This is a genomic window from Chitinophaga agri (assembly GCF_010093065.1).
Lineage (GTDB): Bacteria > Bacteroidota > Bacteroidia > Chitinophagales > Chitinophagaceae > Chitinophaga > Chitinophaga agri.
Window position 1 is genome coordinate 349,362 of record NZ_CP048113.1, and the last position, 23,337, is coordinate 372,698.

Genomic DNA, 23,337 nt, shown 5'->3' on the forward strand with positions numbered 1-23,337 from the left:
TTTATGAATTATAGTAAATCAAAGTTCTGTAATAAATTTATAAATGCAAATATATTCATTCAATTTTCGAACCGGATGCAAATTACTGCTTTTTTGACAGCCGGTATTTTGTTTGTATAAATATACCCTTTGACCATGCAAATTAGCCCATTTTAGCACTGCTACTTATTGATTGTATCTATATACACATCGACGTCAGGCTGTTTCGACAAGAAGTGCGCCAGTTCATCATTCATCTCTATATGCTTGTTGAAAGTATGCAGTTTTACCTGGGTATTATCATCACGATCCGTCAATTGCAGGAACAGCTCACTGGCACCCGGGTATTTGTTGATATTGTCAACAAGGAAGTCTACCAGCTCACGCGTAATGAACTTAGGGGTAGTGGCCATGATCACCTTCTTTGTATGGGTCTTTTTTACCTCCTGGAGCAACTGAATGCTATTCACCTTAAACTCATACTCTGCATCATTGAAACGCTTGGCCTTAAAGCCGCCGTTGATGAATATACATAAGCCCGTTTTCAGATAAGGCGCAAACCGGATAAAGTCCTCACTCCACAGGGCAAATTCGAACTTACCTGAATAGTCCTCGATAGTCATGATGCCAAACTGGCGGTTATTCCTGGAAATACGTTCCTGTGCACCTGTCACATAGACGGCCAGCCTGAAATTACGCTCGCGTCCTGCCCTCGCATTGCCTGGCGCCTGCAGGTCAGCCTGGTATTCTACCAGCTCCTGCACGGTATTCATATTATAATGCTGGCTTTCGAAACGGTAATCGTCCAGTGGGTGACCGGAAATATAGATACCGGTGACCTCCCGTTCATTATTCAGTTTAAGTATGAGCGGCCATGGATCGCACGGTGGGATCTTCGGCGGTTCCACATCCGGCATTTCTTCCGCCCCAAAGAGGCTACCCATGGAAGTGGCAGCACCGGCAGTTACCTGCTGTCCGAATTTCACGATCTTATCCAGACCGGTGGTATTATCATTCTCTGGTTTATGGAAATACTGGGCGCGATGCAGTTCCGGGAAACAGTCGAAGGCACCTGACATCGCCAGGGCTTCCAGTGATTTCTTATTCACCGCACGCTGGTTCACACGTTTGATCATCTCAAAGATGTTCTTGTATGGCCCTTCCTTCTGTCTTTCTTCCAGGATGTTTTCTACGGCAGCTTCACCCACACCTTTCAGACCGGCAAGACCGAAACGGATCTGTCCCTGTTTGTTCACCGCAAAACCTTTGAAAGACTCGTTCACATCGGGTGGCAATACGTCGATACCCATGCGCTTTGCTTCCTCCATAAAGAAGGTGATCTTTTCAATGTTACTGGCGTTGTTCAGTACAGCCGCCATGTATTCCGCCGGATAGTGCGCTTTCAGGTAAGCGGTCTGATACGCCACGAAGGCGTAACAGGTAGAGTGAGATTTATTGAATGCGTAGGATGCGAATGCCTCCCAGTCAGTCCATACTTTATCACAGATCTTCAGGTCATGTCCGTTAGCGGCACAACCTTCCATGAACTGTTTCTTCATTTTGTCCAGTACTGCCTTCTGCTTCTTACCCATCGCTTTACGGAGTACGTCCGCGTCACCTTTGGAGAAGTTAGCCAGCTTCTGGCTCAAAAGCATTACCTGCTCCTGGTACACTGTAATACCATAGGTATCGTTCAGGTATTCCTCCATTTCCGCGAGGTCATACACCGTTTCTTCCAGTCCATGTTTACGGCGGATGAACAACGGAATATACTCCAGTGGTCCCGGACGGTACAGGGCGTTCATCGCGATCAGGTCATCAAATCTGTCCGGTTTCAGTTCGCGAAGGTATTTCTGCATACCCGCGGACTCGAACTGGAACGTGGCGTTGGTTTCCCCTTTCTGATAAAGCTCGTACGTCTTGACGTCATCCAGCGGAATGTCATCAATGCTGATATCTATGCCGTGATTGATCTTTATCAGTTCAAGCGCACCTTTAATAATGGTCAGGGTCTTCAGACCCAGGAAGTCCATTTTGATTACGCCGGCACTTTCAATGATACTACCTTCAAATTGTGTTACCAGCAGGTCAGAGTCTTTGGCTGTTGATACCGGTATCAGGTCGTACAGGTCTTTCGGCGCAATGATGATACCAGCTGCGTGGATACCCGTGTTACGTACGGACCCTTCGAGTACGCAGGCTTCTCTCAGTACTTCCCCCTGAAGGTCCTGTCCTTTGATCAGCTCGCGCAGGCGTTTAACGTTTTCCAGGTCTTCAGGGCCCAGGCCTTCTTTTTCGGCCAGGCTCTTTTCTCCTTCATCAATGGGCGCGTTGAAGATACGGTCCAGCTGTATGCCGGGTTTATCAGGCACCATCTTCGCCAGCATATTGGATTCTGCCAGTGGCAGGTCCATTACACGGGCCACGTCCTTGATACTCATCTTGGCGGCCATGGTACCATAGGTAATGATCTGTGCTACCTGGCTTTTGCCATATTTATTAACAACGTAGTCAATTACTTTCTGTCGGCCTTCATCATCGAAGTCCGTATCGATATCGGGCATGCTCTTACGTTCCGGATTCAGGAAACGCTCAAACAGCAGGTTATACTTGATCGGGTCAATATTCGTGATGCCGATACAGTATGCTACCGCAGAACCAGCTGCAGAACCACGACCCGGACCGATGAATACTCCCAGGTCACGACCCGCCTTAATGAAGTCGGATACGATCAGGAAGTAACCCGCAAATCCCATGTTCTCAATGACATTGAGCTCGAAGTTGAGGCGTTCTTCCACCTCTGCGGTCACTTCTGCATATTTCTTATGTGCCCCCTCCATAGTCAGATGACGCAGGTACTGGTCCTGGGTCAGGAATGGTGCCGGAATAGGGAAGTTGGGCAGCAGGATGTCCTTTTTCAGGTCCAGCAGCTCTACCTTATCTACGATCTCATTGGTATTGTCAATAGCCTGTGGCAGATCATGGAAGAGGGCACTCATCTCTTCTGTGGTCTTGAAGTAGAACTGATCGTTGTAGAAAGCGAAACGTTTGTTCTTCATCGACACATCATCGTCAGAGAAATCCTTCATGGTAGGCGTGCTCTTCTTCTCGCCGGTATTGATACAAAGCAGGATGTCATGCGCATTCGCATCGGCCTGGTCCACGTAATGGGAGTCATTGGAGGCGATCACCTTCACATTATGTTTGGCGGCGAACTTGAGCAGTGACTCGTTCACTTTCTCCTGTTCAGGGATACCATGTCGCTGTAATTCAACATAATAGTCCTCTCCGAATATGTCCAGCCACCATTTGAACTCTTCTTCACCGGCATCTTCTCCTTTTTTAAGGATTGCTCTTGGTACCGAGGCACCGAGGCAGCAGGTAGTGGCTATCAGGCCTTTATGATACTGAAGGATCAGTTCCTTGTCAATACGGGGATACTTACCGTACAGTCCCTCGATATACCCCAGGGAGCACAGCTTGATCAGGTTGCGGTAACCTTCCTCGTTTTTGGCCAGCAGTACCTGGTGGTTACGGATATCTTTCTCCTCACGGGTAAAAGCACGCTTGAAGCGGTTTTCTACTACATAGAATTCACAGCCAACGATAGGCTTTACCTTCAGCCTTTTATCCTTCGGATCATCGGGATTGAGTTTATTATTATAAGCCTCTGCCACGAACTGGAAGACACCGAACATGTTACCATGGTCCGTGATGGCCAGGGCCGGCTGATTGCTGGCCATGGCTTTCTTATACAATGATTTGATATCTGCTGCGCCATCCAGCAGAGAATATTGTGTATGAACGTGTAAGTGGGAAAAGATCATTCCGCAAAAATCCGACACTTCGCCCAATAATTAAACATGGAACTGTTAAATTTATCCACACAGCCTGCGTTTAGGACACGGAGGCAGTCGCCGGCTAACGCCGGGCTATACGACGCATAAGCGCTAAGGCCTGTGGGTAGCCGCTTTCACTCCCTCGAGTGAAAACACTTTAAAAACAATTATTATTAGTAACTTAGCTAAAATTTATTTAATCTGAGAGGCTTATGAAAGTAAGAAAGGAGGTCCTATGGGTAACTGTTGTTTTGTGTGTGCTGGGGGCAGTATCCTGTAAATCTACTAAGAAATCGGCCAGTAAGACGAGCAATACTACTGTATCCCCGTTCATTGACGGAATGTCCTTTTCAAGGGTGGCTTTGTCAAGCAATGTGGCCAACACCGGATCTGCAAAGATTAAGAATTTCACAGCGGGTAGTTCCAACCTGGAAAATGCCGCACTCTGGCAGTTCAAATACGCCCAGCTGCTCGATGTACGGGTGGAAAGTGTCCTGAATATGCAACTCTTCAGGTTCATTGAAGACTGGTGGGGCACACCGTATGTATATGGTGGCAAAAATAAAAATGGGGTAGACTGCTCCGGCTTCGCTAACAGTTTGCTGGCACAGGTCTTCAGTATCCCGTCAGGCGGCAGCTCCGCACAGTTATACGAAAAATCCAAAAAGCTCAGTAACGCCCAGATCCGTGAAGGAGACCTGGTATTCTTCAAAACCAACGGTACCTCTATCTCTCACGTAGGTGTTTATCTTGTCAATGATAAATTTGTCCATGCCTCCACCAGTTCAGGCGTCATGATCAGTGACCTCAATGAAAGTTACTGGAAAAAGTATTATGTAGGCGGCGGCAGGGTAGAATAAATAAATATATCTTCGCCGGAATTATTTCGCGATCGAAAATCTGGTGATTATCCATGAAGATAGGTATTGTATCCATTATTAAAGAGCCATGGGGCGGGAGTGAGGAACTCTGGGCCGATATGGCTGCAGCAGCGCTGAAGGACGGGCACGAAGTATATATATCTGCCCTTAAATGCGGTCCCCCGCATCCGAAAACAGTGAAGCTGCTGCAAAATGGAGCCAGACTTTTTTACCGACGTGGATTTGTAAAGCCAGGGATCCCTTTCCTGCAACGCATCTTCCGGAAAGGCCTTATCATACTGGCCAATAAACTACAGAACCCGTTCCACCGGTTATTTAAGGAGAAACCTGACGTGATCTTTTACGTGGGCACTTCCTATTCCATTGCAGACGATGTCCTGTTGCTGAAGGCACTCGATAAGACGCCCGCTGCATTATTCATCAACTGTAACCTGAACCATGATGTACGTGGTTTCGGCGGGGTACGCTATGATGTGATCAACGCGGCCTATCAACGGGCCAGGAAAGTGCTCTTTGTATCGGAAGGCAACCTGGAGATCGCCCGGAGGCACCTTTGCTCCAACATAGAGAACGCCATGGTGATCAGAAATCCGGTGAATCTCTCCAATATAGGCATACAACCTTTCCCCACAAACGATACTGTGCATTTCGCCATGGTCGGCATACTGGTAACTGACCACAAAGGGCAGGATCTCGTGCTGAGTGCCCTTCATCAGGAACAATGGCGTACGCGTAAATGGCATCTCAACATCTATGGCGCCGGCCTGGATGAAGGATACTTGCGGCAACTGACAGCCTTTTACGGGCTGACCGACCGCGTGACCTTCCACGGTAAAGTGAGTGATATTGGTGAGGTGTGGAAAAAAAACAGCCTCCTCCTGATGCCTTCCCGGCAGGAAGGCATGCCACTTGCTATAGTGGAGGCCATGGTGTGCGGACGCCCTTCTGTCCTGACGGATGTGGGTGGACACCGTGAGTGGGTGAGAGAAGGGATAGAAGGATTTATCAGTCCCGGTGCTACCGTACGTTCTATGGCAGATGCCATGGAACGGGCATGGGAAAGACGCGCGGACTGGGAGCAAATGGGCCTTGCCGCCAACGCAAATGCCATGAAACTGTATAATCCTGCCCCCGGAAAAACAATACTGAACTTATTATTAAACGCATAAAGAGCGACACTTGAAAAAGATATTCTTCCTCTTTGGTACCAGACCTGAAGCCATTAAAATGATCCCCCTGATCAAAGCATGTGAAGCGCAACCCGATAAATGGTTACCCTACGTATGCGTGACTGGTCAGCATAGGCAAATGCTGGCACAGGTGCTGGACTTTTTTGGTGTCACGCCGCATGAGGACCTGGCTTTGATGAAACCCGGTCAGACATTGTTTGATATTACTGCCGACGGTCTGAAGAAACTGGATGAAGTGCTGGAAAGAGAAAAGCCGGACGTACTGGTAGTACAGGGTGATACCACCTCTGCCTTCACAGGTGCCCTCGCTGCGTACTATAAGAAAATTAAAATTGCACATATCGAAGCAGGACTGCGTAGCGGTAATAAATATTCCCCTTTCCCGGAAGAAATGAACAGGAAAATGGCCGGTGATCTGGCGGATTTCCATTTTGCGCCCACAATCACGGCACAGGAGAATCTGTATGCCGAAAACATACGCGAACACGTATACGTAACCGGTAACACGGTCATAGATGCGCTGCTGATGACGGCAGACCTGATCAGTGACGCCGCTGTCTATAAAGAATATTTCAGCTTCCTCGATCCTGCCAGGAGGACTATACTGGTCACCGGTCACCGCCGTGAGAGCTTCGGACAACCATTCGAAGAGATCTGTATGGCCATCCGTGATCTGGCCACCCGCTATGAAGGTAAAGTGCAGATCGTATACCCGGTGCATCTCAATCCGCAGGTACAGGAACCTGTACAGCGCTTGCTGAAAGGCGTACCCGGCATACATCTCATAGAACCGCTGGATTATCCCTATCTGGTATGGCTCATGAAACAGAGTTACCTGGTACTGACGGACTCCGGTGGTATACAGGAAGAAGCACCTGCTTTAGGTAAACCGGTGCTGGTGATGCGGGATGTAACAGAACGTACCGAAGGTATAGATGCAGGTACGGCAAAGCTCGTGGGTACCAGTCGCCCTGTTATCGTAGAGAACTGTATTGCGCTGATGGAAGATGATGCACTGTACCAGCAGATGGCACAGGCCGTAAACCCTTATGGCGACGGTACCAGCTCAGCACAGATCATTGATATTTTACACAAAGTACTTTAATATGAACGGCCCACTGGTCACGATCGTTTTACCTACTTACAACGGCTCCCGTTATCTGAGACAGTCACTCGACAGCTGTCTCGCGCAGACCTACACCAACTTTGAACTGCTCATCGTGAATGACTGTTCAACAGATAATACCGCGGAAATTGCTGCTGAATATGCGGCAAAGGACGCACGTGTCCGGCTGATCAGCAATGCTGTCAACAAACGCCTGCCTGCGTCGCTGAACACCGGCTTTGATGAAGCTAAGGGTACCTACTACACCTGGACTTCCGATGACAACTATTATGCGCCCGATGCACTGGAACGTATGGTAAAGATCCTCGCCGGGAAACCGGAGATAGACCTGGTGTACTGTGACTACATCCAGATTGATGATGATAATAGGGAGGTAGGGATCATGCGATTCAATGATATTAACCAGAGCATCATCACCTGGGAAGGTTGTGGCGCCTGCTTCCTTTATAAAAAAGAAGTGCACCTGCGCAATAAAGGCTACAATTTATCCGCCTTTATGATCGAAGACTATGATTTCTTCCTGCGTGCCTTTATGCATAGTAAGTTCTACTATCTGCCGGAATATAATGTCTACTATTACCGTGTACATGCAGCGTCACTTACCGGTACCATGTCTACCGCTGTACAGGACCTGCAGAAAATAGTGGTGGAGAAGCAATTGCCCACACTCGTACAGCACATCAGCAAACGTGATGAAATGCTGTATTACAGGAAGTTTGCCGTGTACTACGCTATCTTCAAGGAGAATCAGCCGAAGATGAAATTCTACCTGCAGAAGTTGTATCAGATGTCTCCCAAACAGGCATTCATCGCACTGGCCTTTATTACTTTTAAGAAGATAAAAGGTGCCATCGTCATCCCTTTTTCTTTCGCAGTTGCCTTGCTGAAGCTCATGCTGTCAGGCGGCAAAGGAAAGTAACCTTATTCTACCGGCGGTTTCGCCAGTCCCAATCTCTTTTTCACAGTCTGAAACACACCTGTTGCATCTTCCGAGATCTGCAGCAGGAGTGTGGCTGTAATAAACCCAGCGACAAAGAGGGTAGAGCGGAGAATGATGTTCACCAGCGGAATAGAGAAATTGATCAGTGTAGTGGTGAGGAGTATCAGTATAGTTGGTAAGGCAATACCGTAGAGTGTCTTGATATTGAAAGGCTGCAGCTTGTAGTAGTACCACAGATACGCAAAACGGATCCCATTGAATACCACTACCAGGATCAGGTTGGCCGCACCCGCACCCCAGATATCAAATTGCCTGATCATCAGATAGCTCACCGGTACTGCCGCGATCAGCAATAATATGTTACAATATAACTCGAACTTCCATTTGCGGGAAGAGATGATGATTTGTCCGCTGGCGCCTGTACCCAGTTCCACGATCTTCGCGAAAGCCAGCAGTAGCAGGGCCGGTTTCCCCGTTTTGTAGATCTCCGGTAGTTGCAGGAAGGTCATTACATCGTCGAAGTTGATCCAGACCAGTCCGAACAGGAACGTCGATATCAGCAGTAGCGTGATAGACGTCTTTGTATATACATCTGCCAGTTTCGGCATATTCTTCTCTTTCCATGCTCTGGCGATCACCGGGAAGGCAATACTTACCACGCTTCGCTGGGGCACCCCGATTGACGTTACCATGTAGTTCACCAGGGAGAATACTGCGGCAAATTCGAGACCGTGCATACTGGAAATAGCCAGTCCGTCGAAACTGTCTTTGAACACCAGCACAATATTGCCCGCCAGCATAAATATCACATACGGCAGCATCTTCGTCCACAGGCGTCTTGTTAGTTTACTGATCTTGAAGGTGATATTGAGTTCGCCGATAGATATCATATAAATGAGCAGACCGAAGAACGATACGCCATACAGAAAACTAAAGCATATAAAGAACGTCTTCAGGTTGATCCACTCCAGGATGTAAACGACTAATAACAGCAGATTAGCTACGCGGAACGCGACCTCTTTAAAGAAATTGGATACGACTGTTTTAAAAAGGTTCCATGCCTGTGCTTCCAGCACTGTGAGATAGGTCAGGAAGAAAGTAACGGGTATCACCAGGTAATAATAATCCACCAGCAGGGCCGACTTACCTGAAAATTTGCGGCTGATAAACGGCTCCAGGAAATAGGTACCCGCTGCCAGTAACAGGAACCCGATCGTCGTGATCAGCAGGGCCACCGTCAGCAGGTCGGAACTCTTGCGGTCCATCCGGTCACTATAGTAAGGGTAGAATTTCGTTAGGAGGGTGGGTACGCCAAATGTGGCAATAGCCGAAAATAATACGCCCATTTCGAGGAGTACGCGGGTCAGACCATTATGTTCCGGCAGGAGGTATTTTGCAGATAAGAATACGTTAATAGCACCGAAAATAAAACCAACATAAGTCCAGACGATTGAAACAATACTCTTTTTCCGCAGTTCGCTCATATTTCTTTAAAAATAACAGTTGTTGTAAAGCTAAAGGTATTTATTAATTTGCGATTTCAGATGGTGTTTTGCCATTTTTAATCGGCTGCTCCGGCAGCTATATTGTACAGTATCAAGCATGGACCTTTCGATCATCATTGTAAATTATAAGAGTAGCCGCCTCATTCTGGATTGTATCAGCACCATTGTGGCGCAAACGACAAATATCAGTTACGAGGTGATCGTAGTGGACAATGCTTCCGGGGATGACAGTGAACAACAGATCACGTCCGCCTATCCCTTTGTACAGTTCCTGCAAACCGGCTACAATGCAGGCTTTTCCCGCGCCAATAATGTTGGCCTTCGTGCAGCCAAGGGAGATCATCTGTTATTACTGAACCCTGATACACTTATCCTGGACCATGCACTGGACCGTTGTGTACAGCGTTTTGCACAGAGTGACCTGATCGCCTGCGGCGTACAGCAGCTGAATGCTGACCGTACCCTGCAAATATCGGGCAACTATTTCATGAAGGGCGGTCTGAACCACCTCCTGCCTTTACCTTACTGGGGGAAAGTGATCCGCTGGGTAGGGTATAAAATGAAGACCAAAGTGCCTAACGTGCAGGAAGCCAGCACGGAACATCATGTAGACTGGATCAGTGGTGCTTACCTGATGGTGAAACGTAGTTCCATAGAAAAGGCAGGGTATATGGATGAAGACTTCTTCCTGTATGCAGAAGAGGTGGAATGGTGCAGTCGCCTGCGTAAACACGGTGAGCTGGCCATATACGGCGACATCAATATCATTCATTTACAGGGAGAAACAACCGGCGATGCATTTGATTCTGATGAGAAAGGTTACTACGGACTATACGACCGTAAGGGGCTGCAGCTCATGTTGTCCAATCACGTGAGGGTGCGCAAGCAGTTCGGTGTACTATGGTATTTCATCTTATTACTCAATTATACATTTGCCATACCGGTATTCTTTATCGGTAGCCTGTTTGAAAATATCTTCAAGGGCCGCAATCCTTTCCGGTATATGCCGCAGGTCTGGGGACTGACCAAAAATGTCTGCCATTTGTGGGGGCTGACACCTACTATCGTCCGGAATAAACCCTATTTCTATAATGTACTAAGCAGATAGTCCGGCAGCCTTTAAATTTTACAAGCGCTGTTGCTGCCAAATCCGTAGTGCACAGTCCTGGTACTTTTGAATTGTCCAGTTTCAATTGAAGACCTCATCCGTCTTCAGCAATACGACACACCGATGCCGGTTGAAGAACTTGTCCGTCTTCAGCCTCCAGTTCCTGATCCACAATTCCTATTTCCTAATTTTCCCCTACGTGTACCGGCTCCCAGTATCCTTTCAGTACATCGATCCTGAACTGGATAACAGGCCACGTCTTAGCGGGTTTGCCCTGTAGGAGGTAGTATCCTCCGATCACAACGGAGGCGCCCAGTTTGAAGAGATATTCCAGGCTTTTCTTATGTACGGCAGCTGCGCCTTTTGCATGCATACGCACCTTTTCGCCACGGCCGATACCCGAGGCCACACGGTACATATATTCTGAAGTCAGCTTCTTTACTTCCACGACATGATGTACGATCACTGCCGGGTCATAATAGATAACACCGCCTCTTTCGATCAGTTTATAGAAAAACTCCTTGCCTTCGCCACCGACACGGAGTGTGCCTTTTACACCCGGCAGACTGGTATTAAAACCGCCGACAGCGAAGAAATCGTCCCTGCGTACGATCATATTGGATTCCAGCGGATAGCGGCCGTTCTCGAACGGTTTGGCTTCCGGACTATAGTCAAAATTACCTACCAGTGAAGACACATAATGCGACATCCATTTGGGTTCGGAAGGGATGTAACGGGGAATAATGCGTCCTCCGAGGCCGGTTGCATCAGGATGTTGTTCAAAGAATGTGATGATGTTCTGAAGATAACCAGGCATGGCCACGGCATCATCATCCATACAGCAAATCAGTTGTCCGCTGGACTTCTCAGCGCCGGTATTACGGGCAAAGGAAGCACCCTGGCGGGTTTCCAGGTAATAGGCAATTTGCATGTCGGGGTGAGCATCTATATATTCCCGTACCTTGGCAGCCGTATTATCCTTGCTGTTGTTATCTACCACGATCACTTCATAGCGTTGTTTATCAATATCCTGTTTGTACAGACTATCAATTGCCTCGATAATATAGGCTTCTCTGTTATATGAACAAATGACTACTGATATCGCTATTCCCATGATTGTAACTATCCTTTTTGTTTAAAATTCTGATGAGGTAAAGCAAAATAACTGTAATTTATCCGAAATTTCAATAATGGGGCGGTCACGATTCCTTTTAAAGCTGGCATTTATATGCAACCTCTGCTTCCTGATAGCGGAAGCATCTTATTACATTAAATTCGAAGGACAGGCCCCGGAGTTACTTAAGCTGATCCTGCCAGTGGGAATGATCCTCGCATTTCCGCTGAACCTGCTGGTATTGCTGATCACTACTATTGTATTATGGCGGCGGAAGATCACGTGGGCAGAGCTGCCTCCCTATGTTTTTATTGTGAATGTCATAATTTTACTCGTTCAATTTTATTTCCTGTTCAGATGATCAACAACATTCTAAAAGACAGACCAACTAAACTTTTCATCTTCTTCTGCTCGTTCTTCGTGGCCAATGCGCTGATCGCGGAATGTATCGGGGGCAAGATCTTTTCGCTGGAGAAACTGTTCGGGCTTCCCGTACATACCTTCACGGTGTTTGGTCAAAGCGGATTATCCTTCAACCTGACCTGCGGTGTTATATTATGGCCGCTGGAATTTGTATTGACGGATATTGTAAATGAATATTATGGTCCGAAGGCCGTAAAACGTATTTCCTACATTGCTGTATCATTGATCGCCTATGCGTTTGTGATGTTCTATGTAGCAATGGGCGTGCCACCTGCTGATTTCTGGATCACTTCCGGTGTAGCAGACGGGATTCCTGATATGCCGACCGCATTCAATGGCATCTTTGGTCAGGGCATGTGGATCATTATCGGTAGTATAGCAGCCTTCCTGGTCAGCCAGATCGTAGATGTCACCGTATTTCACCGTATTAAAAGGGCGACCGGCGAGAAGCACATGTGGCTCAGGGCAACTGGTTCTACGCTGGTGTCACAGCTGGTAGACAGTTTCATTGTACTGTTCATTGCGTTTAAAGTAGGTAAGGGCTGGAGCTGGCAGCTGGTACTGGCAGTGTGTGTGGTGAACTATATTTATAAGTTTACCGTAGCGATCTTACTGACGCCAGTGATCTACTATGCAGAAATGCTGATTGAAAAATACCTGGGCGCTGATGCTGCACGTATGAAAGCAGCGGCGATGGGTAAAGAGGAGACGATGATCGTGCATGAATAATTAGTAGCGGACCTTCACCAGGTCAGCCACCACTTTATCAATGGGAAGGGTGACTGCTTCGGCGGAAAACTCTTCCCAGTTGATCCATCTGGCGCCTTCCACCTGGAACGCACCTTGGGGTATTTCGAATCCAAAAGGCTTGTCCAATACCGGGAAACCAGGTGTTGACAAGGGTCTAACCAGATAATATATAGAGATGATCTGTGACTGGTCGTCAAAAGCAGATATCTGGAAGAAATCAGTGGTATAGATATGTTCCACCACTTCCACGTCAAGTCCCAGTTCTTCCTGGAATTCTCTCACTACACATTGAAGGGTACCTTCGCCAAATTCAAGTCCGCCACCGGGAAACTTGGTATAATATCCTCCCCGGATATATTCATCACTGACGAGCACCTGTCGTTGCTCATTCATCATTATACCATATACGCGAACATTGAACACTTTCTTCATCAGAGGATCAGGTTATTGAGTCAGCAGGCAAGATACAGCCTAGAACCATTTCTTTTTCATGAAATACCAGCTCATGATAACGGATATCACGATAGACAGTATGACGGGTATGTAGAATGCGTGGGCTGAGTGGGCGAATGGAATTTCTACGTTCATACCATAGATACTCGCGACCAATACGGGAAAGGTGAGGACGATGGTAATGGACGTGAGGCGTTTCATTACTAGGTTAAGGTTATTGGAAATAATGCTGGCAAAGGCATCCATAGAGCTGCTAAGGATGTTGGTATATACATTCGCCATTTCCAGCGCCTGGGAGGTGTCTACGATAAGGTCGTGCAGAAATTCCTTTTCATCTTCGTTCAGTCCGAGGAAGTTGGTACGCTCCAGTTTCATGAGCAGTAGTTCATTACTGCGCAGCGCGGTGAGGAAATATACCAGGCTTTTCTGGATACGCATGATGTATAGCAGTTCCTCGTTACGGTTACTGTCGTACAGCTTTTGCTCGAGGATATTCCTGCGCTGATTGATCTCTTTCAGGTAATCCAGGAAGTTCATGGTCACCTTCTCGAAGATCTTCAGCACCATCATATTCCTTTTCTCCGGATGACGGTTATGGAAGGTGTTCAGGAAGCGGTTGATCGCTGCATTGTCGAAGGAATTGACGGTGAGGATCTGATTATGCGTGAGGATGATCACGATGGGGATGGTAATGTAATAGGCATCGCTCTCATTGATGGAATTGTTTTCCGTCGGTGTCTTGATAACAATGAGTTTTACATTATCCTCCAGCTCATAGCGCGACTTCTCATCAATATCGAGAGAGTCGGTAAGAAAGTCCAGGGGAATGTCCAGCTCTTCGGAGAGCTGGGCAAATTCAGATTGCTTTAACGGAGGGGTAATATTTACCCAGGCTCCGTTCTCTGGTCCTGAAATTTCTACCGTGCGCGAGTCTATATTTTTGAAATATTGAATCATCCGGCCGCAAAGGTAGAATAATTAAAGTTACGGCAATGTGATATTTCCTTCGAACACCAGTGTTGCCGGTCCGCAAAGCCAGATATTGTTATAGGACATTTCACCGGTACGGGTGAATCTTACTTCTAATTTACCGCCCAGGGTCTGTACAGGGACGATGTACTCCTTTGTTTCAGCACCGGCCGTCATGAGTGCAGCAGCGGTTACGCCGGTACCACAGGAGTAGGTTTCGTCTTCTACGCCACGTTCATAGGTACGTACGAAGATGCCTTTCTCGAGTGATTGTACAAAGTTGACATTGGTGCCTTCTTTGGCGAAGCGGTCGTTATAGCGGATGCGTTTTCCTTCATTATATACATCCACTGCTTTTACGTCTTCCACAAATCTTACATAGTGTGGAGAGCCTGTATTCAGGTAGGAGTGGAGAGAATTGATCTCTACGCCACTTACATCCTGCATTTTCAGGTTTACCCAGTCATCAGCGCTCAATGTCGCTTCATGAGGACCGTCCACTGCCAGGAAGGTGAGTTTCTCGTTGGTGAGTCCCATTTTACGGGCAAAGGCTACCAGGCAGCGTCCACCATTTCCGCACATGCTACTTTCACGGCCGTCAGCATTATAGTATTTCATACCGAAGTCATATCCCTCCTGCTTGTTCAGCAGCATCAGACCGTCGGCGCCGATACCGAAACGTCTGTCACACAGGAAATGCACTTGTTGTTCTGTAAGAAAATTGTATTCGCCGTTCCGGTTATCCATGATCACGAAGTCATTGCCGGTGCCCTGGTATTTGTAGAAATGAATTGCTGACATAAGGAACAAATATAAGGAAATTAGGAATTAAGAATTAGCAATTGAGCAGATCAGTCCCTCCTTAAAACCGGGAACCGCCTGACCGATAGTCAGGGGCAGCTTTTACAATACTGCTAACATGTATTATAGATAATTCCTAATTGCTAGTTCCTAATTCCTAATTCCTAATTCCTAATTCCTAGTTATTCATTATTCATTACCAATTATCTCCAGTGACTTCACGATCATCCTTTCCACTGCTGCCGCGCCATCTTTCGTGAACTGTTGCCCGATTCTGTTAGCAACGATCGTACTGATAGATAAACAATCATGTCCCAGCACCCGGCCCAGTCCATAAATGCCGGCAGTTTCCATTTCGAAGTTGGAAATATAGAAACGACCCAGTTTGAAGGCAGTCAGTTGTTCCAGCAGCTGCGGATGGGAGAGAGGCCCTCTCAGTGCACGCCCCTGCGGGGCATAGAAGCCCGGACAGGTAACGGTGATACCTGAGATATAACCGTCTGTAAACTTAGCCGCCAAACCCGGTGCTGCACTGATCAGGTAGGGGCTGGCACTGCCCGGACGCAGCTGCACCTGCTCATGAAATGCTTCTAACAGCGCTTCTTCGTCAGTGGTATTGTCAAATTCATACCATGGCAGCAGGTTGTCCAGTCCCAGACCATGCGAGGATACCACAAAGCTGTCTACTGGTACATTCCCCTGCAAGGCGCCCGAAGTACCCAGCCGGACGATCTTTAACCGGGTAAGGTCCTGTTTTACGGTGCGTGTCGCGAAATCGATATTGACCAGTGCGTCCAGTTCATTCAATACGATGTCAATGTTGTCAGTACCGATCCCGGTCGACACCACGGTAAGTCTTTTCTGACCGATGTAACCGGTGTGACTTACAAATTCCCTATGCTGACGTTTCACCTCAACTTTATCAAAATGCTTGCTCACTTCCTGCACACGATCAGGGTCCCCAACGGTGACAATCGTTCCGGCAAGCTCTTCTGGTTGCAGGTCCAGGTGATATACGGCTCCTCTGCTGTTCAGTATCAGTTCTGATTCTGCGATACGTTTATCCATCTTTTCTGATATTTTTTTAAAATATATTTGGCAAATATCTAAAATTTCCTACTTTTGCAATCCCATCAAACAATGGGGCACGAAAAAAAATGGTTTCGTGGCCGAGTGGCTAGGCTGAGCTCTGCAAAAGCTCCTACAGCGGTTCGAATCCGCTCGAAACCTCAGGAAGGATTACAGCAATGTAATCCTTTTTTGTTTTATGGCTGTTGTTAAGCCAGATAAATGCATCTTTCGATTATCTGTTTGCTTATCTTCGTCCAGGAGGTGTAAAAGTGGAACAATATTCAGATGTTTTATTTTCCACATAAGAACCTCACCTCTGTGGATAATCGTAGTTGTTTGCTACAGTTAAAATTTGCTACATTTGCGATCTCATCTAATGAATGAGACACGAAAAAACAAGTGGTTTCGTGGCCGAGTGGCTAGGCTGAGCTCTGCAAAAGCTCCTACAGCGGTTCGAATCCGCTCGAAACCTCAGGAAGGATTACAGCAATGTAGTCCTTTTTTTGTTTGCAGGTATTGCTTCTTCCCACGGCATACACTGCATTCACCATGCGTCGGCAACAGCAGTCCTCCGGTCACTGATACAGTCCTTTAATGCTCCCAATACACATCTCCATAGCTATTCTCATGTATCCACAATTGATCCTTCTCCGTATATTCGTCCAAGTTGCCAGCACAATGAATATTCGCCATCACTACAGACCGGATACATCACTTTCTGTCTCCGGGGAATAAAGTGCACTGGGAGCCTGCTATCTGCCCGATCACCTGCCGCAATCATCGCATCCCTTGTCGATATACATCCTCTGCCATACCCGGAACCTTATTTTCCCTAACTTGCTGCTATGGCAACAGTCCCCCTTTCCAGTGCGCCCGGCAAATGGATCATGGTGTCCACAATCATGGCCTCTGCCATGGCTTTCATTGATGGCACGGCGTTGAACGTCGTCCTGCCCTCTATTCAGAAAAGCCTGCAAGCCTCCGGTACAGACCTCTTCTGGATGCTTAACGCCTACCTGCTGATGCTGGCGGCCCTGATGCTGATAGGAGGTTCTCTCGGCGACAAACTGGGCCGTAAGAAGATCTTTATTGCAGGCATCCTGATCTTCATCGGTGGCTCTGCCTTATGTGGCATTGCCGGCGATGTGACCTTGCTGATCCTTTTCAGGATGTTACAGGGGATAGGCGGTGCACTCATGATACCCGGCAGTCTTTCACTGATCTCATCTTCCATAGATGAAAATGAGCGGGGAAAAGCGATTGGTACCTGGTCTGCTTTCACCACAGTCGTAACAATTGGCGGACCTATACTGGGTGGCGCCCTGGCTGATGCGGGGTACTGGCGTTACATCTTTTTCATCAATATACCGATCGGCATCGCCGCCATTGCTATCTTATGGACTAAGGTCAAAGAGAGCATCAGCGAAGAGCCTGATCATACACTCGATTACATAGGTGCCTTTGCTATTGCCGGCGGACTGGCCGCCGTGACCTTCGGCTTTTTACGTATTCCCGATATAGGATTTAATAACTGGCAGGTGTATACGTCACTGGGTATTGGCGTTGTACTGCTCTTCGCATTCATCTGGATAGAACAGCATAGCCGGCATCCAATGATGCCGTTGTCTTTATTTACCAATATGACCTTCTCTGGTGCAAACCTGCTGACGTTCTTTCTATACGCCGGACTGGGGGCGGGGATGTTGTTTATTTCTCTTAATCTGGTGCAGGTACAGGGATATGACCAGTTACAATCCGGCATGACCTTTCTACCTTTTACTTTTCTGATGGTGCTGCTGGCCCGCTTTGCCGGTACACTGGCGGATAAATATGGCCCCAGGCTGTTATTAACGATCGGTCCCGCCATTGCCGGCACCGGATTGCTGTTCTTATCTTTCGTCGGACAAACAAAAGGCCCTGCTGCATACTTTACTACCTTCTTCCCCGGATTGGTTATTTTCGGTCTCGGTATGTCGCTGACAGTCGCACCGTTGACCGCCACGGTGATGGGTGCTGTCAGTGATCACTACTCCGGTACCGCTTCCGGTATCAACAATGCCTTATCCCGTATTGCAGGGGTATTTGCCAATGCGATCTTCGGCGCACTGGCCGTTTTATTCTTTACGGGCGCATTGCAAAAGGAGATCCCCGGACTGCCGTTAAGTACATCCGATAAACAGGCGGTAATGCAGCAGGCCGGCGAACTGGGAAACGCCCGTCCGCCTGCCACCCTGACTACGGCTGATCAGGAAAAAGTAACACGGGTATATCATGACAGCTTTATCACTGCCTACCAGCAGATCATGCGCATCTCCGGTGCTCTTGGCTGGCTGGGCGCGCTGATGTCAGTGTTGTTTATCAGGAACAGTGCAGTGTCTTCAAGGAAAAAATGATCACTTCGCTGTCAGTTCTGCAATGATCATTTTAGCGGTTTCATTACCAGGGTCCAGTTCCAGTGAACGTTTGTAGTTCACTAACGCCCTGGCTTTGTCTCCCTTCTTGTAGTAAGCCTCGCCCAGACTGTCAAACACATTACCCGACTGCGGGAAGAGGGTTGTATTATATTCGAAAACGATGATGGCATCGTCTATCCGTCCTTGTCCCATCAGGTGATAACCCAGACGGTTAAGCGTACCTTCTCCGTCGAAATCATACTGTTCACTATACTGCTGTTTAAGCTGATTATACAGGGTGAGTAGCTGTTCGCCTTTCTGGTCTTTGATATTTGCCAGTAGCAGATTGAAACCCGCCTTTTTCGGCTGTGTATAAGGCTTGCCATCCAGTATGTTTTGTATAGCCGTATTGAAGTCATACAGGTTATTCTGCATGTTGTTGGTCAGCAATATAACAGTACGGCCTTTCACCGGATCACTCACCAGCAGCGCCTGGAAGTTCCTGCCGGTGCCATCGTGTACATGGCGTATCATTTTATTGCCTTCCATGCCACCACCACCAAGACCTGCCTGCCTGTTAGGTGCAAACGGATAAAGAATGGTACGTGTGGACGCTGGATGCAGTATCTTAAAATGGTTGATCGCCTCTGACCATAAATAGAGGTCTTGCAGGGTAACGGCTGTTTGTCCGGAGATAGGGATCGTCAACGGGTCCTGCTTTTTGTCATTACTGAAAGACTTCGACATCAGGGGAGTTGTCTCTGTAGGGTCAACGATCGCCGTTTTCATGCCCGCAGGTAATAACAACCGTTGGGTCACAAAGTCTTTGAACGACCTACCGGAGACCTTTTCAATGATCTGCCGCTGGAGGAAGATGTTGTTGTTATTGTATGCATACGTCTGACCTGGTACAGTATTCAGCCTTGTCAGCTGTTGGAGGTCGGCCATGTTATCCGCATCGGTGTTCACCGTCTTCCATTTGACGTCAGGCAAGCCGCTGGTATACTGCAACAGGTGGATGATCTCAATAGAGTCGGCCCAGGATGGCAGGTTCGGAAGATACTTTGATACATGGTCATGTAGCGATAGCCTGCCTTCCTGCTGTAACAGCATAATACCTGCAGCACTGAACTCTTTGGCAATAGAGCCTATATGAAAACGGTGCTGCTCCGTAAGGGGCTGGCTACCAGTAGCATCAGCCTGTCCTATTGCGGTATGATAAACGGTCCTGTTGTTATCTTTTACAAGCACATTACCGTTAAATACGCCCAGCCGGTATGCTCTTTGTATTACGGAATCAATGGCAGCGGCCTTGCTTTGCTGTCCGAAGGCCGCAGGCAGGATAAAAAGGAAGCTCAGCGCGAGAACAATGTTTCTCCTGTTCATGTTTTGCATAAAGGATTATGTTGGTTTTAAAATGGCTAACAGATCAAATATATATTTTTGCAGGTAGTACAGCTTAAAATAATACAAAACGACTGCATGAGCCTAAATAGAATTTTCACCATTCTGGCTGTTTTTACGATTTCCACGGTACAGGCCCAGCATCCTGCAGGTGACAGCATTACTGTCGCCATTTCCCCTGCCTATGACAGCGTGAGCGGTCTTCATCGGACCTTATTCGGTGAAAGTTACCGTAAACTATGGGCCGCCCCGGTAAAAATGAAGGTCTTCCACCTGGAAAAGGAAAAAGGAGGACTGATCATTGAACAGAGAGGCGGCGGACTACAAACCAAATCGCTACGCCTAAAAGACAACGAAGGGAAGGAATGGGTGCTTCGTACCATCCAGAAATATCCGGAAAGAGGGATGCCGCCAAACCTCCGGGCGACTATCGCCAGAGACATCCTGCAGGATCAGGTGGTAACTGCACATCCCTATTCTTCTCTTACCGTGCCACCATTAGCGGCAGCATTGGGTATCCCACATGCGAATCCGCAGATCGTGTATGTTCCTGATGATCCCGCCCTGGGTGAATACCAGCAAGACTTTGCGAACGCAGTGTTCCTCTTTGAAGAACGTGAGCCGATCGAGGCCACCCGCACAGATAACACCGAGAAAACACAGCGTAAGCTGGAAGAAGATAATGACGTACACGTCAATCAGAAAATAGTGCTAAGGGCCCGTTTGCTGGATATGTTGCTGGGCGACTGGGACCGGCACGAAGATCAGTGGCGCTGGGAGCGGGTAAAGGAAGACAAACGTGTAGACTACACTCCCGTTCCCCGTGACCGTGACCAGGTGTATTACAATACGACTGGCCTGTTCCCCTGGATCGTGTCCCACCAATGGCTCAAGTCAAAGTTCCAGGGGTATCATGAACATCTCCGGGATGTGAAGGGATTTAACTTCAATGCCCGTTATTTCGACCGTTATTTCCTGAATGGACTGAGTGAAGATGACTGGCGTGAACAGGTGCATATTGTACAGGCGACCCTCACCGACAGTCTGATCAGGCAGTCCGTTCGCCTGATGCCGGATACGATCTTTGCATTATCCGGAGAAAAGATCATTAACGCTTTTATTGCCCGCCGGAATGAACTGGAAAAGGAGGCGGTCAGCTATTATAAATTCCTGTCTATCTATACGGATATCCCTGCTTCTGACAAACATGAGCTCTTTGATATCCGTCGTCTGGACAGCGGCCGTGTATCGGTGACCATCAGCAAGATGAAGAAGGAGGGAACACTGGATGGTGTCATATATAAGCGCGAATTTGACCCTACTGTCACTAAAGAAGTACGCCTGTATGCACTGGCGGGACATGACGTCTTTACCGTGTCGGGCGCAGCATCCTCGCCTATTCGTATCCGCATGATCGGAGGCGATGGTGTAGATAGTTTTACGGTGGCAGATGATGTGCCCCGCAAAGGAAGACTGTTTATCTATGACCGCGCTGATGAAGTCAATCATATTCCTCCCAGAGGTGACGCCAGGATCCGCACTTCTACAGATACACTCGTCAATAGCTACAACAAGCGCAGCTTCTTATTTGATCGCTTTGGTCCGTTACCTTCCATTCAATATAACCCCGATCAGGGCTTTATGCTACGGGTGAACACCATGCTGGAAAAGCAGGGCTTCCGTAAAGTACCCTATGCACAGCAACATCAGCTGATCGTTAGTTATGTTACGGGACGGCAGGCTTTTATGCTGCAATACCTGGCGGACTATAAGCAGCTCATCGGCAAGAATGATCTGCGTATTAACGTATTGTCCCGCGGACCGCACAACCTGAGTAACTTCTTCGGATTAGGTAACGAATCAATTTTCGTCAATGATGACGATATGGAAATTACGTTTTACCGTAACCGGTATGATCTGATCAACGGCGATGTAAGATTATACCGCAACATTGCGAAGCATGTCACTGTTAGTGGCGGTATCGCCGGACAATATTACACCAGCAGGGAAGCAAACAATACACATAAGTTCCTTGGCGCCTATAATGCAGCAATTCCTGATGCAAGGGTATTTGATGATCGTTTGTATGCAGGACTGATAGCTGGTATAGAAGCAGATACAAGGGTGGGAGGGATGATGCCACATAGAGGAATTAGCTGGCATACAGAGCTGACCGGTATGCAGCAAACTAACCGCGAACATAAACGGTATGGGAAATTCACCACAGATTTCAGCTTCTTTGTTCCATTGATCGGAGATTCTACGCTAGTGATGGCGAATCGTATTGCGGCCGGTACCACAGTAGGGAATCCGCAGTATTTTCAGATGATGGCAATTGGTGGAACACAGATCCTGAGAGGATTTCATACCAACCGCTTTATCGGAAAGACGGCTGTATATCACAATTTTGAGCTACGCCTGAAGCTCTTTGACTTTACCTCTTATCTGTTACCCGGTACAGTGGGACTGATCGGCTTCAATGATCTTGGAAGAGTATGGCTGCCAGGGGAAACCTCTCACAAATGGCATGATGGTTATGGCGGTGGTATTTATGTTGTTCCCGTGGAACTGTTCCTGATACAGGCGGCGGTGGGCTTTTCGGAAGAAGGAGCGTTGCCGTATATAACGGCGGGGTTTAGGTTCTAGGTAATTACATCAGGCCTTCCATAATAAAAAAGATCGCTCCGGTTTCCAGCCACGAGCGATCTTTTTTTATTGTTGAAAATCAATAATTCCTCATTCTGTTTATTCATTTCTTTCTGCTTTCAGCAGCGAATACATTACCATATCATAATGCTGCTCATTCCAATACATCCACTGTCTCAATACCCCTTCCTGTTTGAAGCCTAATTTATGCATCAGGTGCATGGATGGCTCATTTCCTTCCATTACTTCCGCTTCTATCCGGTTGATATTAAGCGCATGAAATCCATAACTGATGATGGCATGGAGGGCTTCCGTTGCAATGCCACGGTTCCAATAGGCGTATTGCAGGTCGTAGCCGATATTGGCCCGGTGTTTCGGTGTGAAATTATTAAAACCCACCGTACCGATGATCCGGTCGCTTTCATTCAGCCGTATGCCCCATCTGATAGCAGCACCCGCTTCAAAGCGTTTGCGGAAGTGATGGATGAGGGGGAGGGAGTCATCCGGACAGGCCAGCGGAACCAGGTTGTAATACCTGGTGACGTTTTGATCGCCGAATAATTTATACAGGTCTTCCGCATGTGCATCTGTTATCTGTACCAGTTCCAGATGAGGAGTACGTATAGTAGGAAATCTACTAAAAATGCCGGCTTTTTTATTTTCAATAACGCGGGACATGATACAACATGTTTTGGGTGTTATGTAGCTTGTAGTAATGAATATAAAGAAAAAGGAGGATAAAACC

18 protein-coding genes and 2 tRNA genes are annotated in these 23,337 nt (G+C 47.6%); 11 read left to right on the forward strand and 9 right to left on the reverse strand.

Features of this window, described 5'->3' with window-relative positions; genetic code table 11:
- Positions 1–161: 161 nt before the first annotated feature.
- The gene (dnaE, locus tag GWR21_RS01320; protein ID WP_162329986.1) at positions 162–3,806 is read right to left on the reverse strand and encodes a DNA polymerase III subunit alpha; all 3,645 of its coding nucleotides are present in this window, start codon (positions 3,804–3,806) and stop codon (positions 162–164) included.
- Positions 3,807–4,030: 224 nt separating this feature from the next.
- Here dnaE and GWR21_RS01325 point away from each other — a divergent pair, with 224 nt between their 5' ends.
- Genes GWR21_RS01325 through GWR21_RS01340 form a run of 4 tightly spaced genes read left to right on the forward strand, consistent with a single transcriptional unit; the run spans position 4,031 to position 7,934 of the window.
- Positions 4,031–4,678, forward strand: a complete 648-nt coding sequence (locus tag GWR21_RS01325) for a C40 family peptidase (protein WP_162329987.1) — start codon at positions 4,031–4,033, stop codon at positions 4,676–4,678.
- A gap of 53 nt (positions 4,679–4,731) precedes the next feature.
- Positions 4,732–5,868 carry a glycosyltransferase family 4 protein gene (locus GWR21_RS01330; protein WP_162329988.1) on the forward strand — a complete coding sequence of 379 codons (1,137 nt, stop codon included), beginning with the start codon at positions 4,732–4,734 and terminating at the stop codon, positions 5,866–5,868.
- A 10-nt stretch (positions 5,869–5,878) separates the two neighbouring features.
- The gene (gene wecB, locus GWR21_RS01335) at positions 5,879–6,994 is read left to right on the forward strand and encodes a non-hydrolyzing UDP-N-acetylglucosamine 2-epimerase (RefSeq protein ID WP_162329989.1); all 1,116 of its coding nucleotides are present in this window, start codon (positions 5,879–5,881) and stop codon (positions 6,992–6,994) included.
- Position 6,995: 1 nt separating this feature from the next.
- Positions 6,996–7,934 (forward strand): glycosyltransferase family 2 protein, encoded by a 939-nt coding sequence (locus GWR21_RS01340; protein ID WP_162329990.1) that lies wholly within the window; start codon positions 6,996–6,998, stop codon positions 7,932–7,934.
- Between the two features lie 2 nt (positions 7,935–7,936).
- Here GWR21_RS01340 and GWR21_RS01345 read toward each other — a convergent pair whose 3' ends face one another.
- Positions 7,937–9,439 (reverse strand): lipopolysaccharide biosynthesis protein, encoded by a 1,503-nt coding sequence (locus GWR21_RS01345; protein WP_162329991.1) that lies wholly within the window; start codon positions 9,437–9,439, stop codon positions 7,937–7,939.
- 118 nt (positions 9,440–9,557) lie between these two features.
- On the opposite strand from GWR21_RS01345, the gene GWR21_RS01350 reads away from it, so the two are divergent.
- Positions 9,558–10,568, forward strand: a complete 1,011-nt coding sequence (locus GWR21_RS01350; protein ID WP_162329992.1) for a glycosyltransferase family 2 protein — start codon at positions 9,558–9,560, stop codon at positions 10,566–10,568.
- Between the two features lie 184 nt (positions 10,569–10,752).
- Here the strand turns inward: GWR21_RS01350 and GWR21_RS01355 are convergent, their stop codons facing one another.
- Positions 10,753–11,682: a glycosyltransferase gene (locus GWR21_RS01355; protein ID WP_162329993.1), complete on the reverse strand. Its 930-nt coding sequence runs from the start codon at positions 11,680–11,682 to the stop codon at positions 10,753–10,755.
- Between the two features lie 76 nt (positions 11,683–11,758).
- On the opposite strand from GWR21_RS01355, the gene GWR21_RS01360 reads away from it, so the two are divergent.
- Both GWR21_RS01360 and GWR21_RS01365 read left to right on the forward strand, forming a co-directional pair.
- Complete coding sequence (locus GWR21_RS01360) at positions 11,759–12,043, forward strand: hypothetical protein (protein WP_162329994.1); 285 nt, start codon at positions 11,759–11,761, stop codon at positions 12,041–12,043.
- Positions 12,040–12,834 (forward strand): queuosine precursor transporter, encoded by a 795-nt coding sequence (locus GWR21_RS01365; protein ID WP_162329995.1) that lies wholly within the window; start codon positions 12,040–12,042, stop codon positions 12,832–12,834. Before GWR21_RS01360 ends, GWR21_RS01365 begins: the two co-directional genes overlap by 4 nt.
- Here GWR21_RS01365 and GWR21_RS01370 read toward each other — a convergent pair whose 3' ends face one another.
- From GWR21_RS01370 to GWR21_RS01385, 4 genes are all read right to left on the reverse strand, one after another.
- Positions 12,835–13,287: an NUDIX hydrolase gene (locus tag GWR21_RS01370; protein ID WP_162329996.1), complete on the reverse strand. Its 453-nt coding sequence runs from the start codon at positions 13,285–13,287 to the stop codon at positions 12,835–12,837.
- Positions 13,288–13,326: 39 nt separating this feature from the next.
- A complete protein-coding gene (locus GWR21_RS01375; protein WP_162329997.1) occupies positions 13,327–14,265 on the reverse strand; it encodes a magnesium transporter CorA family protein in 939 nt (312 codons plus the stop codon).
- Positions 14,266–14,292: 27 nt separating this feature from the next.
- Positions 14,293–15,078: a diaminopimelate epimerase gene (dapF, locus tag GWR21_RS01380; RefSeq protein ID WP_162329998.1), complete on the reverse strand. Its 786-nt coding sequence runs from the start codon at positions 15,076–15,078 to the stop codon at positions 14,293–14,295.
- Positions 15,079–15,267: 189 nt separating this feature from the next.
- Positions 15,268–16,146: a nucleoside phosphorylase gene (locus tag GWR21_RS01385; RefSeq protein ID WP_162329999.1), complete on the reverse strand. Its 879-nt coding sequence runs from the start codon at positions 16,144–16,146 to the stop codon at positions 15,268–15,270.
- Between the two features lie 91 nt (positions 16,147–16,237).
- On the opposite strand from GWR21_RS01385, the gene GWR21_RS01390 reads away from it, so the two are divergent.
- The 3 genes from GWR21_RS01390 (at position 16,238) to GWR21_RS01400 (ending at position 18,542) form a co-directional block, all read left to right on the forward strand.
- Positions 16,238–16,308, forward strand: a tRNA-Cys gene (locus GWR21_RS01390).
- Between the two features lie 242 nt (positions 16,309–16,550).
- A tRNA-Cys gene (locus GWR21_RS01395) sits at positions 16,551–16,621 on the forward strand.
- A gap of 373 nt (positions 16,622–16,994) precedes the next feature.
- Positions 16,995–18,542 (forward strand): MFS transporter, encoded by a 1,548-nt coding sequence (locus GWR21_RS01400; protein ID WP_162330000.1) that lies wholly within the window; start codon positions 16,995–16,997, stop codon positions 18,540–18,542.
- Here GWR21_RS01400 and GWR21_RS01405 read toward each other — a convergent pair whose 3' ends face one another.
- Positions 18,543–19,928, reverse strand: a complete 1,386-nt coding sequence (locus tag GWR21_RS01405) for a serine hydrolase (RefSeq protein ID WP_202929026.1) — start codon at positions 19,926–19,928, stop codon at positions 18,543–18,545.
- A gap of 96 nt (positions 19,929–20,024) precedes the next feature.
- Here GWR21_RS01405 and GWR21_RS01410 point away from each other — a divergent pair, with 96 nt between their 5' ends.
- On the forward strand, positions 20,025–22,592 hold the full coding sequence (locus tag GWR21_RS01410) for a BamA/TamA family outer membrane protein (RefSeq protein WP_162330002.1): 2,568 nt from the start codon (positions 20,025–20,027) through the stop codon (positions 22,590–22,592).
- A gap of 99 nt (positions 22,593–22,691) precedes the next feature.
- Here GWR21_RS01410 and GWR21_RS01415 read toward each other — a convergent pair whose 3' ends face one another.
- On the reverse strand, positions 22,692–23,270 hold the full coding sequence (locus tag GWR21_RS01415; RefSeq protein ID WP_238430127.1) for a GNAT family N-acetyltransferase: 579 nt from the start codon (positions 23,268–23,270) through the stop codon (positions 22,692–22,694).
- Between the last annotated feature and the right edge of the window lie 67 nt (positions 23,271–23,337).

Coding starts and splice junctions, on each gene's coding strand:
- GWR21_RS01340 (WP_162329990.1), top strand. CDS start 6,996: ATGAACGGCCCACTGGTCACGATCGTTTTACCTACTTACAACGGCTCC.
- GWR21_RS01330 (WP_162329988.1), top strand. CDS start 4,732: ATGAAGATAGGTATTGTATCCATTATTAAAGAGCCATGGGGCGGGAGT.
- GWR21_RS01360 (WP_162329994.1), top strand. CDS start 11,759: ATGGGGCGGTCACGATTCCTTTTAAAGCTGGCATTTATATGCAACCTC.
- GWR21_RS01400 (WP_162330000.1), top strand. CDS start 16,995: ATGGCAACAGTCCCCCTTTCCAGTGCGCCCGGCAAATGGATCATGGTG.
- dapF (WP_162329998.1), bottom strand. CDS start 15,078: ATGTCAGCAATTCATTTCTACAAATACCAGGGCACCGGCAATGACTTC.
- GWR21_RS01355 (WP_162329993.1), bottom strand. CDS start 11,682: ATGGGAATAGCGATATCAGTAGTCATTTGTTCATATAACAGAGAAGCC.
- GWR21_RS01345 (WP_162329991.1), bottom strand. CDS start 9,439: ATGAGCGAACTGCGGAAAAAGAGTATTGTTTCAATCGTCTGGACTTAT.
- GWR21_RS01405 (WP_202929026.1), bottom strand. CDS start 19,928: ATGAACAGGAGAAACATTGTTCTCGCGCTGAGCTTCCTTTTTATCCTG.
- GWR21_RS01350 (WP_162329992.1), top strand. CDS start 9,558: ATGGACCTTTCGATCATCATTGTAAATTATAAGAGTAGCCGCCTCATT.
- GWR21_RS01370 (WP_162329996.1), bottom strand. CDS start 13,287: ATGAAGAAAGTGTTCAATGTTCGCGTATATGGTATAATGATGAATGAG.
- GWR21_RS01325 (WP_162329987.1), top strand. CDS start 4,031: ATGAAAGTAAGAAAGGAGGTCCTATGGGTAACTGTTGTTTTGTGTGTG.
- GWR21_RS01415 (WP_238430127.1), bottom strand. CDS start 23,270: ATGTCCCGCGTTATTGAAAATAAAAAAGCCGGCATTTTTAGTAGATTT.
- GWR21_RS01375 (WP_162329997.1), bottom strand. CDS start 14,265: ATGATTCAATATTTCAAAAATATAGACTCGCGCACGGTAGAAATTTCA.
- GWR21_RS01385 (WP_162329999.1), bottom strand. CDS start 16,146: ATGGATAAACGTATCGCAGAATCAGAACTGATACTGAACAGCAGAGGA.
- dnaE (WP_162329986.1), bottom strand. CDS start 3,806: ATGATCTTTTCCCACTTACACGTTCATACACAATATTCTCTGCTGGAT.
- GWR21_RS01410 (WP_162330002.1), top strand. CDS start 20,025: ATGAGCCTAAATAGAATTTTCACCATTCTGGCTGTTTTTACGATTTCC.
- GWR21_RS01365 (WP_162329995.1), top strand. CDS start 12,040: ATGATCAACAACATTCTAAAAGACAGACCAACTAAACTTTTCATCTTC.